The organism is Streptococcus sp. HMSC057G03 (genome assembly GCF_001808745.1).
GTDB lineage: Bacteria > Bacillota > Bacilli > Lactobacillales > Streptococcaceae > Streptococcus > Streptococcus parasanguinis_Z.
This window is the reverse complement of record NZ_KV794434.1, coordinates 25,970-38,972: the sequence shown is the minus strand read 5'-3', so window position 1 is coordinate 38,972 and position 13,003 is coordinate 25,970. Positions and strand designations below refer to the sequence as shown.

Annotated in this window: 11 protein-coding genes; 4 read left to right on the top strand and 7 right to left on the bottom strand. The window is 39.5% G+C overall.

Annotated features, from left to right (window positions below; all coding sequences use genetic code 11):
* Nucleotides 1-101: 101 nt before the first annotated feature.
* The 4 genes from HMPREF2686_RS08595 to asnA all read right to left on the bottom strand — a co-directional run bounded on the left by HMPREF2686_RS08595 (nucleotide 102) and on the right by asnA (nucleotide 3,425).
* The gene (locus tag HMPREF2686_RS08595; protein ID WP_070450302.1) at nucleotides 102-1,184 is read right to left on the bottom strand and encodes a SepM family pheromone-processing serine protease; all 1,083 of its coding nucleotides are present in this window, start codon (nucleotides 1,182-1,184) and stop codon (nucleotides 102-104) included.
* Nucleotides 1,168-1,656 carry a pantetheine-phosphate adenylyltransferase gene (gene coaD, locus HMPREF2686_RS08590; RefSeq protein WP_031575884.1) on the bottom strand — a complete coding sequence of 163 codons (489 nt, stop codon included), beginning with the start codon at nucleotides 1,654-1,656 and terminating at the stop codon, nucleotides 1,168-1,170. Before coaD ends, HMPREF2686_RS08595 begins: the two co-directional genes overlap by 17 nt.
* Nucleotides 1,646-2,185, bottom strand: a complete 540-nt coding sequence (rsmD, locus tag HMPREF2686_RS08585; RefSeq protein WP_031575882.1) for a 16S rRNA (guanine(966)-N(2))-methyltransferase RsmD — start codon at nucleotides 2,183-2,185, stop codon at nucleotides 1,646-1,648. Before rsmD ends, coaD begins: the two co-directional genes overlap by 11 nt.
* Nucleotides 2,186-2,432: 247 nt before the next feature.
* Nucleotides 2,433-3,425, bottom strand: coding sequence for an aspartate--ammonia ligase (gene asnA, locus HMPREF2686_RS08580; protein WP_003005888.1), 993 nt, complete (start codon nucleotides 3,423-3,425; stop codon nucleotides 2,433-2,435).
* Between the two features lie 160 nt (nucleotides 3,426-3,585).
* Here asnA and HMPREF2686_RS08575 point away from each other — a divergent pair, with 160 nt between their 5' ends.
* The 4 genes from HMPREF2686_RS08575 to HMPREF2686_RS08560 are packed head-to-tail and all read left to right on the top strand — an operon-like array spanning nucleotide 3,586 to nucleotide 6,353.
* Nucleotides 3,586-4,263 carry a helix-turn-helix domain-containing protein gene (locus HMPREF2686_RS08575; RefSeq protein ID WP_024054965.1) on the top strand — a complete coding sequence of 226 codons (678 nt, stop codon included), beginning with the start codon at nucleotides 3,586-3,588 and terminating at the stop codon, nucleotides 4,261-4,263.
* Between the two features lie 2 nt (nucleotides 4,264-4,265).
* Nucleotides 4,266-5,678 carry a Y-family DNA polymerase gene (locus tag HMPREF2686_RS08570; RefSeq protein WP_070450298.1) on the top strand — a complete coding sequence of 471 codons (1,413 nt, stop codon included), beginning with the start codon at nucleotides 4,266-4,268 and terminating at the stop codon, nucleotides 5,676-5,678.
* Nucleotides 5,675-6,046: a hypothetical protein gene (locus HMPREF2686_RS08565; protein ID WP_049483436.1), complete on the top strand. Its 372-nt coding sequence runs from the start codon at nucleotides 5,675-5,677 to the stop codon at nucleotides 6,044-6,046. Before HMPREF2686_RS08570 ends, HMPREF2686_RS08565 begins: the two co-directional genes overlap by 4 nt.
* A complete protein-coding gene (locus HMPREF2686_RS08560; protein ID WP_003005875.1) occupies nucleotides 6,027-6,353 on the top strand; it encodes a DUF5960 family protein in 327 nt (108 codons plus the stop codon). Before HMPREF2686_RS08565 ends, HMPREF2686_RS08560 begins: the two co-directional genes overlap by 20 nt.
* A gap of 52 nt (nucleotides 6,354-6,405) precedes the next feature.
* Here the strand turns inward: HMPREF2686_RS08560 and HMPREF2686_RS08555 are convergent, their stop codons facing one another.
* The 3 genes from HMPREF2686_RS08555 to HMPREF2686_RS08545 all read right to left on the bottom strand — a co-directional run bounded on the left by HMPREF2686_RS08555 (nucleotide 6,406) and on the right by HMPREF2686_RS08545 (nucleotide 12,976).
* Nucleotides 6,406-7,122: a YebC/PmpR family DNA-binding transcriptional regulator gene (locus HMPREF2686_RS08555; protein WP_003005873.1), complete on the bottom strand. Its 717-nt coding sequence runs from the start codon at nucleotides 7,120-7,122 to the stop codon at nucleotides 6,406-6,408.
* A gap of 99 nt (nucleotides 7,123-7,221) precedes the next feature.
* Nucleotides 7,222-10,191, bottom strand: coding sequence for a type I restriction endonuclease subunit R (locus tag HMPREF2686_RS08550; RefSeq protein WP_070450295.1), 2,970 nt, complete (start codon nucleotides 10,189-10,191; stop codon nucleotides 7,222-7,224).
* A gap of 34 nt (nucleotides 10,192-10,225) precedes the next feature.
* Complete coding sequence (locus tag HMPREF2686_RS08545; protein WP_070450575.1) at nucleotides 10,226-12,976, bottom strand: SIR2 family protein; 2,751 nt, start codon at nucleotides 12,974-12,976, stop codon at nucleotides 10,226-10,228.
* Nucleotides 12,977-13,003: the final 27 nt, after the last annotated feature.

Below are 13,003 nucleotides of genomic sequence, written 5' to 3'. Positions count from 1 at the left end.
GATTGATAAGCAAAAACTTGAATTTGATTAGAAGGTGAATCTTCCTATCTGCCAACTCTACCTCGTACTTTCAAGTACGAGACTGATCTAACAAGATACTTCTAATTCTTCTTCAAATAATTAATAGCGTCTTGAAGGGTTTTGACGGGGACAATTTTCATCTTCGAATGAATTTGTTTCGCTGCTTCTTTCGCTGTTTCATAGTTTGATTTGGCCTTGGGATTGGCTTTCTTTTCTTCTTTGGAAACTGGATTATTAGGGGCAAAGAAAATTTCTGCTCCTTCTTTATCGGCTGCGACGACTTTCTTGTCAATCCCACCGATATCGCCAACCGTTCCATCTTGGTTAATGGTTCCTGTCCCTGCAATATGGCGTCCCTGACGAAGATCTGGATCAGCCACTTGGGTGTAGATAGCTAGGCTAAACATCATACCGGCACTTGGTCCACCAATTCCTTGGGTCGCAAACTGGACAGGAACATCGCCTTTGGCTTCAGTCCGGTCGATCAGGCTAATCCCGATTCCGTTTTTCCCGTTGGACAATTTGATGATCTTTCCGTCTGCGGTCTTGGTTTGTCCATCCTCAATATAGGTCACCGAAACGGGGTCGCCAATTTTTTGAGAACCAACATAATCAATCAATTCTTTGGAACTCTTAAAGGTCTTCCCATTCACACCGGTGACGGTATCCGCAATGTTCAAGATTCCCTTAAAGGTCGAATCATCTGCCACCTGCATGACATAAACACCTAGAAAGTCCATCTGGGTTTCTTTTCCAGCTGTCTTTAACCCTTGGTAGATGGCCATATTTTGCGAGGTTTCCATATAGAATTGGTTAATCCGCGTAAATTCTTGGCTCGAACTACCGCCTGTCATATCCTTGGCAGAGTAGATATCTGTAAAAGGTGTCGCCCAAGCATAGATCAAATCAGCCGGAGTCGCTTCTTTCACTGCTACGGTTACAAAGTCATAAGACCCTGACTTGGTATCCGCTTTTCCATCGACTGTCATGACCGATCGAATATCTTCTGCCGTTCCTGGCATCTCAATATAATAGGGAAGGCGAATCACAAAAGCAGCTAGCAAGAGGAGCAAGAAAAGAACGCCTGCAATCGGCCATCGGTATTCTTTCAATCGTCCTTTTTTCTTTTTTGTAGGCAAGCTTGGTTTATTCGCTTGTGTCATCTTTGATTTCCTCCATTACACTCTTTGGTACATAAGGTGAGATATCCTGCTGAAAAGCCAGCAACTCTCGAATACGGGTTGAACTAATGGCCTGGTAAGGAGGCTGGGCATAGAGATAAACCGTCTCCAATTCAGGCGCCAACTGGTGATTAAAATAATCCATATTGGCTTCGTATACCAGATCCTGTGCATTGCGCAAGCCCCGGATCAAGGTGACCACGCCAAGATTGCGCGCCACTGTCACAGCCAACTCTTGAGTCGACGTCACAATTTCAACATTTTCCAAATGAGCCAAGGCCCCTTTCACCATGCGCACACGCTGCTCAATGGAAAAGAGTCCGACTTTTTCCGAATTATAAAAAATTCCGACATAGACACGGTCAAACAAGCGACTAGCTCGCTCGATCAATTGCACATGCCCAATGGTAATCGGATCAAACGATCCTGTAAACAATCCACTTCTATCTGACATATACTGTTACCTTACTAATTCCATAGATTTTTTCTTTCCAGATTCCCACTTGTCCGATTTCCTCAGGAAGTTCTACGTGTTTATCGGTTTCGCACACAATCATGATCTCCTCTGACAAGAGTTGACGCTCGCACAAGGTTTCGATATCGCGAACAATCTCTTCCTTAGCATAAGGAGGATCCAAGAAAACTAAGTCAAAGGTGCCCGTTAAAAGCCCTAAGGCCTGCTTAGCCTCCATTTTTAGCAGTTGAAACCGTTCCTTTTCCTTCGTCATGGCAATATTGGCTGCTACAATTTCCTGCGCTCTGCGGTCTCTTTCCACTAAAACGGCCTCTGACATGCCTCGAGAAACGGCTTCGATAGAGAGCCCACCGCTTCCAGCATAGAGATCCAGCACTCTTCCACCATCAAAGTAAGGACCAATCATATTGAACATGGCCCCTCTGACCTTATCAGAAGTAGGCCTGGTTGTTTTTCCTTCAAGTGTTTTGAGGGGACGTCCCCCATAGGTTCCAGATACTATTTTCATAGGGACCATTATACCAAAAAAAATCAGAAAATTGCGATTTGATATGGTCAAGCGACAATTAAATGAGGCTGGGACAAAAGTCCTAGCCTCTCAGTTATCTTTGAATTGTCGAGCAAGACGCAGTGGTTGAGTGGGCTCTACTACGCCGATTTCATCAGCTTTTACAGCCCTACTCAACTGTGCGGAGGGGGGGCGACGAAATCGAATTCTAACGAATTACCGATTTCTGTCCCACTCTCTTTCTTCCTTATAGGATATTTTCATATTCATCGCGGACAGATTGAGGCCAGACACTGGTTTGGACTTCACCGATATGTTTCTTACGAAGTAAGAACATAGCCAAACGAGATTGTCCAATCCCTCCACCAATCGTGAGTGGGAAGAGACCATTTAACAAAGCCTTGTGCCACTCTAATTGGAGACGATCCTCGTCCCCTGTGATCGCAACTTGGCGGCGAAGCGTATCTTCATCGACACGGATTCCCATTGAAGACAACTCAAAGGCTGAACCTAGAACGTCATTCCAGACGAGGATATCACCATTCAAGCCCTTGTAGCCATTTTCAGACTCTGTTGTCCAGTCATCGTAGTCAGGTGCACGGCCATCGTGTGGTTTGCCATCTGCAAGCTCTCCACCAATCCCGATCAAGAAAACGGCTCCGAATTCTTTGGCAATGGCATTTTCACGCTCTTTTGGAGTTAAATCTGGATAGCGTTCCACCAATTCTTCTGTGTGAACGAAGGTAATTTGTTTTGGAAGAACTGACTCAATATCATAGCGCGCTTCTACTGCTAGTTCTGTCAAACGAATGGCCTTGTAGATTTTTTCAACCGTTTCTTTAAGGTAGGCGATGTTGCGTTGACCATTGGGGATGACTTTTTCCCAGTCCCATTGGTCTACATAAACAGAGTGGATAGCGTCTAGCGAATCTTCATCTGGACGAAGAGCCTTCATATGGACAAAGAGACCTTCTCCTTCGCCAAAACCAAAACGTGCCAAGGTATGGCGTTTCCATTTTGCGAGTGAGTGCACGACTTCATAAGTCTCATCAGGAATTTGAAGGACCTTGACAGATACTGGATGTTCAATCCCAGAAAGGTTATCCTGCATCCCGTCTCCGACCTTGCTCAAAATTGGCCCTTGGACTTCAATGATGTCCAATTTATCTTTTAAATACTGCGTAAACGTCGTTTTAACAAACGAAATTTCTTTTTGTTGGTGGATAAAACTTTTTTTCATATAATTCCTCGTTGTTAGAAGTTGTAAAACTGATTATACTCCTTTTTCATTCAAAATCCAAGTCTTTTCATTCGTTTTCAACTGAATTTTTCTCTTGCAAAAAGGATTCATTTTTGATAAACTATATGTAACTTTTAAAACGTTACATAGGAGAAGTGACATGTTTGATGCAAAAAAACTAAAAGAAAGACGCCTGGAAAAAGGCTTAACCCAAGCAGATGTCTACGAGGAGCTCAAGATTTCTCGCAAGACTTACTCCAGTTGGGAGAATGGCTTAGCGGAGCCACACGAAAAAAATCTCAGGAGGTTGGCCAAGCGCCTCTCCGTTAAAGAGGACTACTTTATTAACAAAGAGTCTGCACTCTACACCTACCCTTTATTAACCCCACCTCATCAAAAGAAAGTCGACCAGTTGGCCAGCCAGTTATTGGAACAGCAGCAAAAAGTTGTTTCCTTGACTGCTTATAAGGTTCTTTCGATTGAGTTGGCAGCCGGTTTAGGACACACTTTTTATGACAACGAAACGGACTATGAAACTGTCTATTTTGACCAAGAGATCCAGCATGACTTTGCTTCTTGGGTATCTGGAGATTCGATGGAACCTCTCTATCCCAATGGCTCTGTTGCCCTCATGAAGCAGACTGGCTTTGACTATGATGGTGCTGTCTACGCCCTCATCTGGAATGGAAAAACCTACATCAAGAAAGTCTATCGGGAAGCGGAAGGTTTGCGCTTAGAATCCATCAACCCTGATTACGACGATTTATTTGCTCCCTATGAAGACGAGCCCAAAATCGTCGGCATTGTGGTCGGTCATTTTCTTCCACTCGAGGTTTAAATATGCTATTTGATTATTCACGTGAGCCTCATTCTGATATTGCTTTTGTGGATATGAAAAGTTTTTATGCCAGTTGTGAATGTGTCCGTCTGGGGCTCAATCCCTTGACGACTTCTCTTTGCGTCATGAGTCGGAGCGACAATTCAGCTGGCCTGATTTTGGCGAGCTCTCCCGTTTTCAAACAAGTCTTCGGCAAGAAAAATGTTAGCCGTAGCTACGACCTACCTTTTGACCTCAAAACCAGAAAATTTAATAGCTACGCCGCCAAAAAACAAGGATTGCCCACAGATCCAGCCTTTATTGCATCCATTGAATCCTGGGCCAAGAGGACCCTGATTGTCCCCCCACGGATGAATGCCTATATTCAAGTCAATATGGAGATTCAAAAAGTCTTTCAAGAATTTGCGGCACCAGATGATATTTTCCCTTACTCGATTGACGAAGGCTTTATCGATCTGACCTCTTCCTTAAATTATTTTATTCCAGATCCCTCCCTCTCTCGAAAGGAAAAACTGGATCTCCTTTCTGCCAGAATCCAAAAAAGGATCTGGCAGGAAACTGGAATCTACTCTACCATCGGCCTCAGCAACGCCAATCCCCTTCTTGCCAAGCTAGCCTTGGACAATGAAGCCAAGCATTGCCGAAATATGCGCTCCAATTGGTCTTATGAAGATGTAGAAAGTAAGGTCTGGAAACTGCCCCAGCTTACTGATTTTTGGGGCATTGGACGTCGGACTGAAAAGCGATTGCAAAAAATCGGGATCACGTCGATTGCTGAACTGGCCCAGGCTCACCCAGATCTCTTAAAGAAAGAATTCGGAATCATGGGCCTTCAACTGTGGTTTCATTCTCATGGCATTGATGAAAGCAATGTCCACAAGCCTTATCGTCCGAAATCACGAGGCATTGGCAACTCTCAAATCTTGCCCTATGACTACCATCTACAAACCGACATTGAACTGGTATTTCGGGAGATGGCTGAACAGGTGGCTATTCGCTTGCGACGGAAAAAAAAGAAGACCCAGCTGGTCTCCATTCATGCCTCCTACTCCAAAATCGAGGGGCTTCCGTCCATTCACTGCCAGCAAAAGATTGAGCCTACCCAATCCACCAAGGTTTTATCCGATACGGTTCTGCGGCTCTTTCGCTCCAAGTACGAAGGAGGAGCCATTCGGCAGATTGGTGTTTTTTATGGAGAACTTGTCGAGGAGTCTCTTCAACTCTTTTCTCTTTTTGATGATCCAGTAGCCTTGGAAAAAGATGAGAAACTCCAGCAGACCATTGACCGCATTCGGGACCAATTTGGCTTCACCTCTCTTCAGAAAGGCTCCTCATTACTAGAAAACTCACGCGCCATTGCACGCAGTAAACTAACAGGCGGACATTCTGCAGGAGGCTTAGATGGATTAACATGATCGACCGTTCTTATCTTCCTTATCAATCCGCCCGCGAATTTCAAGATCGTGGCATGGCTAAATGGGCCGGCTTCTTTTTATCCGAGCACACAACTGCCCTGCATACAAAAGAAATTGACCGCAGTCAGCTCACAATTCTTCCACTTGCTGAACAGATCCAGCTCCTGGAGCAGGCCTTTCAACAACAAACGACGATCTCGATCACGATTCTAGAGGGCAACCATTTTTCGACTCACACAGGTTCGATTCACACCTTATCTACTTCTGAGCTTCTTCTCAAAAGCGATGGCCACTACCACCGTCTCCTCGTAGACTCTATCATTTTTATTGAATCTGAGGAAACACCCTATGAAACCTATTCAGACTAAACACGAATTACAATTTGATTATTTTTCGGAGAATTACCACCAATTTGAGATGGACTTTTACAAGTGGGCCGCTACTTCTACGCCGCTCGTCTTTTTAGAAGACGATATTCTCCACTCTATGGCAGCAGGCCAGCGAAACTACTTTCGTCTTCACCACACCAAAAGTCGGGATCATCGAGACCATTATTTCTATTTTAAAGTTTCCACACTCTCCCAATCACCCCTGACCCGTATTTACGCTTATACAGGACATCACTTACAAAAGATAGATCCTCATCAGACAGAGAAAAAGGATAGCTTGATCTGAGAAGCTATCCTTTTTCTTAATTTATGGGATTCACTACAGTCCTTACGAGTGATTAGAATCCATCTACGTTTGTGTAGATTTTTTGTACGTCCTCGTCGTCTTCAAGAACGCTGTAAAGTTTTTCAAATGTTTCCAAATCTTCACCTGACAACTCAACTTCTGATTGAGGAATCATTTCCAATTCTGTTACTTGGAATTCTTCGACACCTGATTCACGCAAAGCAACGATCGCTTTGTGAAGATCAGTTGGTGCAGTGTAAACAGTGATTGTTCCTTCTTCTGCTTCTACATCGTCTACATCCACATCTGCTTCAAGCAAAAGCTCAAAGATCGCATCGGCATCATCACCAGCAAAGACGATGACACCTTTGTTGTCAAAGAGGTAAGATACAGAACCTGAAGCTCCCATGTTCCCACCGTTTTTACCAAAAGCAGCACGGACATTGGCAGCTGTACGGTTAACGTTTGACGTCAAAGTATCAACGATCAACATCGAACCATTTGGTCCAAATCCTTCGTAACGTCCTTCTGTAAAGGTTTCGTCAGTGTTTCCTTTTGCCTTATCGATCGCTTTATCAATTACGTGTTTTGGCACTTGCGCTTGTTTCGCACGGTCAATAACGAATCTCAAAGCAGTATTTAGTTCTGGATCTGGTTCACCCTTTTTAGCAGCTACATAGATCTCCACACCAAATTTAGCATACACTTTTGAGTTGGCACCATCTTTGGCAGTTTTCTTGGCAACAATATTGGCCCATTTACGTCCCATGAGGATTCTCCTTAAATTTTTTCAAATTATTTTCAATCTTTAACATTATATCACAAATCATCGAAGTTAGACTAGATTTTTCTATTTTTAGTGAGGATACTATTCGGCTTTCAAATGTCGATAAACATCATCGATGAAAATATTGGCAATCCGTTTTTTAAAGGCTTCATTGTTGAGAAGTGCTCCATACAAATCTTGACTTTGAGAATACCCTTCTGTTAATGCATTGTCTATTTCCTCTTCAAAAGCAAACTTAAAATCTTCACGAGAGTTCACATGTGCTGATTGTTTAAGCCTTGGATTCTTCTTCAATAACTCTCGAATAGAAACTGCACCGCTCATTCCAACTTCAGGTTCAATATTCAAATCAAACTGTTCATTTATTTCTTCCAAGATTTCAGATAAGCGCTTTTCTTGGTCTTCTGTCACTGATGTTAAACTTGGTTTAGGTAAGTTCACTTCATACTTTTGATCTAATTCAGAAACTCCCACAAATGAACCCGTCTTTTTATGTTTCATATAATCAACGACTATCTTATCGGCAATCGTAAAGTCATCACTACCAATCCGAACATCAATCATCTTCACTAAGCGTTGAAGATAATTGTATCTCTCGTGTAAAACTTCATTCTGATAAGCAGTTGCTTGAATCAAGAAGGTATACATGCGTAAGAAACCTCGAATCACCTTACGAATAGATAACTGTTCTTTATCAGTGTAGCGTCTGACTCTCTCATAGCCTTGATTCAGAAGAGCCACCATCTTTTGTTTATCTCGACTAGAGCGTTTCTCTTGATACAAATATTGATTGAACTCATGTACAATCTCTGTATCTAAAATGCCATATTCGTCTAATTTCCGATCCAAATCTAAGACATCCCGAGGCGAAACTGTTTCTGATAAAATCGTTGTTCGATAATAAGGAGCAAAAGAAGATTGAATGTCTTCATAAGTGTTTTTAAAATCAAGAATAAAGGTTTTCTTATTGTAACCTCTGAAAATTCGATTCAGACGGGACAATGTCTGAACAGCTGCAACACTCCGTAATTTCTTATCGACATACATGGCCACCAACTTGGGTTGATCAAATCCTGTTTGGTATTTGTTGGCCACAATCAAGACCTGATAGTCAGCTGTATTAAACTGATCTTTTAGGGCATCTTCTTTACAGTGATTCATCTGTGATTCAGAGTACTCCTTACCACGATAATTTACCTTACCTGAAAAAGCAATCAAGGTACCAATACTAGTAATACTATGTTCTTCAAAATATTTCTGAAAGGCTAGTTGGTACTTCACCGCAGCTTCACGTCCAGATGTCACAATCATTGCCTTCCCATGTCCACCTAACTCAGCCATAATATCATGGCTGATAAAATGATCCATAATGATCTCAACTTTTTGATTGATATTTTCATCAGACAATTCAATAAACTTAGCAATCTTACGTTTGGCAATTGTGGTTTTCAGTTCAGGATCTTCTTCTACAGCTTTATTTAACTTGCAGTATCTCTTATAAGTCGTATAGTTGTTCAGGACATCCAAGATAAAGCCTTCATTGATTGCTTGTTTCATACTGTAGACATCAAAAGGAGCTTTCGAGCCATCTGACTGTGTTGTACCAAACAACTGTAGGGTGGTTGCCTTAGGAGTAGCTGTAAAGGCAATGATTGAAACGTTATCTTGCTTACCTGTACGCGCAATCTCCTGCTCAATCGCATCCGCAACGGTTACTTCCTGAACCTCATCGATGGTTCTACCTTCTGTATCCGTTTCAGTCAATACCTGACTAACTGAACTCATATAAGAGCCCGTCGTCGAACTATGAGCTTCATCAATCAAAATAGCAAACTTCTTGTTGGCAGTATTGCCTACAGACATCCAATCCGACTGGTTAATCTGGGCGAACTTATGGATTGTTGTTGCAATGATCTTTGTGTTCCCTGCAATGGCATCAGCTAAATCACTTGATGTTTCACGATCACCCATCACTTTCACGACACCGTTCTTATGATTAATCTGTCTAACAGCGTCTTGTAACTGACGGTCTACTACAATACGGTCTGTGACAATTAAAACTGTATCAACGATATTTCTATTTTGATCATCATGAAGAGACACTAAACTGTGGGCAAGCCAAGCAATAGTATTTGTTTTCCCTGAACCAGCTGAGTGTTGAATCAAATAATTATTATCCGTATGGTTGGTCTTCATGTCTTCTAGAAGGCGACTAACGGCTCTACGTTGATGATATCTTGGGAAGATAAGAGTTTTCTTTTTAGAGTTAGTCTTATCGACTTCATAAAAGATGAAACTCTCAACCAGTTGGAGAATACTATCCTTGGTCAGGACATCTAACCATAAATACTCTGTATCCACTCCGTCTGGATTATGGGAGTTTCCACTTCCTGTTTCAATCCCTTCTCCTTTTCCCATATTAAAGGGTAGGAAGTAGGTTTCTTGACCTTTTAACTGGGTAGTCATGTAGACTTCCAAGGTATCTACGGCAAAGGAAGCCATAACTCCCTGCTCAAAACGAAAGAGGCGATTCTTGGGATTGCGACCCTTGAGTTGCTTGATAGCATCCTGGACCGATTGCCCATTTGGATTGAACTTAAGCTCAATGGCAAAAAGGGCCAAGCCATTAATAAAGATTACAAGATCGATGCGATCATCCTCTTCATAAACCACTTCTTCAATCACTGACAAGCGATTGGCTTGGTATTGCTGAAGGGCCTTTTCATTAAAACTAGTTGCAGGTTTGCGATAGAGAAGGCGCAACTGCTTGTTTTCAATAAAGACACCCTCTTTTAAGGCGAACAAAAAACCACCCTTGACGATTTCTGTATTGATGAGATTGATGATTGTTTCCTTAGTCAGTTTTTTAAGGATATAATCCATGGTCTCTTCCTGAGTCTCCATCAGAAAATCCCATAGGAGCTCCACATCCATGGCTAATCGAGGGTCGTACTGAGCCGCATCCCGCTGGATATAACCATTTTTTTCTTTCAAGTCTTTGATAATCCACTGCTGGAAATCATAGCGCTCCTTTAAGCCCAAATTTGCCATAGTTTCTCACTTTCTAATATTTCGTTTGTTCAGTTTATTTCTTAAACGTAATTTTTTCTTCATTGAGAGTTCTTATTATGTACTCATCAATCAATTTTTTATCTTCTTCATTTTTTGAAAAATGAGTTTTAATATTAATTGGAGTTCTGTGCTCTAATAAACGATGAATTACCTCATCACTCCTATCATCGTACCAAGTCCAGTCTACTTCAGGGTAGAGTCCTCGAATATTTTCTTTGATATCTTTTAAAATGTCAGACTTCGAAAAATATCCTTCTCTACTTAGATTGTATAAACTACCTACTGACTGTTTTCTTGGATCTGGTATTGTTATTATGCCGTCCTCATGACCCTCATTAATTCTTTTTATCAAGTGTTGGTAGATTTTATTTTGTAGCTTAGGAAAACCATACACTTTAGAAATCATCAGTTCAATTACTTTGTAATAAAAGATATTTTCTGAATCCTCATAAGCACTTAGAATTTCTAGAACATCATTTTTAGTATCTTCTTCAAGATTATTAAATAAATAACATAACAAATCAGAATACTCCATAATATTTTTAACATCATCATTTTGATATTTAATTTTTAAAATATCTATATTGAGCTTTTCAAGCATTATCTTCGCAGTTTCTTCTTCAGTTGAGCAGTATTTTAATAACTGAGAATATAATGGATACGCTGAATGATATAAAGAAAAATCATTTTCCAAAATTATATTTAAATGTTTATTAACAATCTCAACCATCTTAGATTTCAACATATCATTGTTAATTGCATCTATATTATCAAGGACAACTTTAATGAGTCCCTTAATTTCTTTATTTAAACTAAAATATAGTGTTTGAGAGTCTAAAACATTTATTATTCTTGATACATCTATATCATCAACCAGAGGTAAAAAATTTAGCAGATTTCTAAGTTCATGGAGATGAGAATCTACATGAGATTTAACCTTTTCTTGCAGATAAGTTATTCTGTTAAATAAAAACTCTTCTGCTTCTTCAGTAACTTTAATTTTACTAAATGAGTAATTGCTAAAATATAAATTTACTACTTTAAAATCTATACTAGGAAGAATCAATTGAACATCGTCCAAATCAAGCTCCCTAATCATTGATGCTGTCCCATCAGAAATGGACTTCACATGCTTTACAAATGAATTATCATAACTGAGTAACAACATTTCTAAGTATCTATTAATGATTGATTTAAACATTTTATAATGTTCAACACATAAACAGTTTAGTTTTATAAAGTTATAAAGATTTTTTACTTCAAATTCAGCATTATAGAGATGATTATTAAAAGACTGTCCACCCTTCAGATAGTTTTCGTGTTCTTCACGAATTTTATCGAATAATTCATTAATCGTTTCTAATTTTCTGTAAAAAAAATTGAGGTTTAGTATTGAATCTCTAAAAAATTCGATAATTTTTTTCTCATCACCTGTAACCGAGTTAATAATTCGTTCCGTTAGTTCATTTAGTTCCCCACTATATAATGGTTCAGCATAATTAGGTGCTTCTTCAAAAAGATTTATGGGGATGCGTTGAAAATTAAATTCACACACAAGGAAATTAAAATAGTCTTTCTGACGAAATGCTGTATTCGCTAGTTCCCTAAACTTTGCTTTTGCTAGAGAATACTGCTTTTCTTCATATAACTTGAACGCCTCCATTAAAAATCCATTTGCTTTGAATTCTCTAGTTTCTTCAAAGTCAATATCCAAAAAATGGTTGAAAAGAGATTTATTATAAACCATTTTTTGTAGTTCTACATGATTCTTAATTTCAAATCTTAAACTATCATTTCCAAACCAACTATAACTATCGCCCCTGTTTAAAGCCCTTCTCTTTAATGTAGAGTATGTTGAAAAATCTCTCGAATCGATGAAACTGAGTCTATCCAAGAAAGCAAGTTGTCCCCATAAACCATCAACATTGTCTAATGTTCTATTTTCATCGAATGATAAATCCTCTAAAAATTTCTTTGTATTTAAAAATTTTTTATTTTGTCCCTCTGATACTTCCTCTACATCATCCGAACATCTATCATTAGAAAAAACGATAACTCCTTGTTTTTTGTACAAATCTCTTTCAAAAGTCGATGGTTTTTCAGGAATATAAAGATAAGCGAATTTAGCATCCGACTGAAAAGCATTCTGAACCAGACGAAATATAGCTTTAAAAGTAGAATCTTTTAAAGAGTACCCCACAAATAATAATGTATGGTTCATGATTAATGTCTGTATTAAATTTGAAATCATTGGAAAGTTCGAAGAATAGTCTAAGTAGTCTTCTTCTTTCAATACAATATTATTTTTAGTAAGATCTCCATGCATTTTAATTAAATATCTTCTGGGACTTGTGTATGGAATATCTTTATCCTCAGCGACTACGTTGTACTTTAGCAAGCCACTTCCAAATTGATCTTCCAGTAGGGAATCATAGTTTGTCGTAATTATATGTTCTGGAGCTATCTTTTCTATTAATTTGTGTAACTCATTTGGTTTACTTATCCCTTTACTAGAGAAAACTTCTTCTATCTTTTCTGTATATCGATTTTTCCCAAACGTATCATAATAATACTGAGCAACTCTTTGATAATCATCTGAATTGCCATCTGGTAAATCTAATTCTTCCCTGAATGATTGAATCAACTCTCCCCAAGTCGGCAAATTTGAATTAGCTGATATTCCTGCACCAACAAATAAGATCAAAGAATTTTCCTTAATAGATTTCTTTATTTGAGATACATACAAACTATAATTTTCTTCCATTTTTTGCAACCGTCCTATCATTCACTT

Excerpts from the sequence above, each read along its gene's own strand:
- HMPREF2686_RS08595 (WP_070450302.1), bottom strand. The coding sequence starts at position 1,184 with ATGACACAAGCGAATAAACCAAGCTTGCCTACAAAAAAGAAAAAAGGA.
- coaD (WP_031575884.1), bottom strand. The coding sequence starts at position 1,656 with ATGTCAGATAGAAGTGGATTGTTTACAGGATCGTTTGATCCGATTACC.
- rsmD (WP_031575882.1), bottom strand. The coding sequence starts at position 2,185 with ATGAAAATAGTATCTGGAACCTATGGGGGACGTCCCCTCAAAACACTT.
- asnA (WP_003005888.1), bottom strand. The coding sequence starts at position 3,425 with ATGAAAAAAAGTTTTATCCACCAACAAAAAGAAATTTCGTTTGTTAAA.
- HMPREF2686_RS08575 (WP_024054965.1), top strand. The coding sequence starts at position 3,586 with ATGTTTGATGCAAAAAAACTAAAAGAAAGACGCCTGGAAAAAGGCTTA.
- HMPREF2686_RS08570 (WP_070450298.1), top strand. The coding sequence starts at position 4,266 with ATGCTATTTGATTATTCACGTGAGCCTCATTCTGATATTGCTTTTGTG.
- HMPREF2686_RS08565 (WP_049483436.1), top strand. The coding sequence starts at position 5,675 with ATGATCGACCGTTCTTATCTTCCTTATCAATCCGCCCGCGAATTTCAA.
- HMPREF2686_RS08560 (WP_003005875.1), top strand. The coding sequence starts at position 6,027 with ATGAAACCTATTCAGACTAAACACGAATTACAATTTGATTATTTTTCG.
- HMPREF2686_RS08555 (WP_003005873.1), bottom strand. The coding sequence starts at position 7,122 with ATGGGACGTAAATGGGCCAATATTGTTGCCAAGAAAACTGCCAAAGAT.
- HMPREF2686_RS08550 (WP_070450295.1), bottom strand. The coding sequence starts at position 10,191 with ATGGCAAATTTGGGCTTAAAGGAGCGCTATGATTTCCAGCAGTGGATT.
- HMPREF2686_RS08545 (WP_070450575.1), bottom strand. The coding sequence starts at position 12,976 with ATGGAAGAAAATTATAGTTTGTATGTATCTCAAATAAAGAAATCTATT.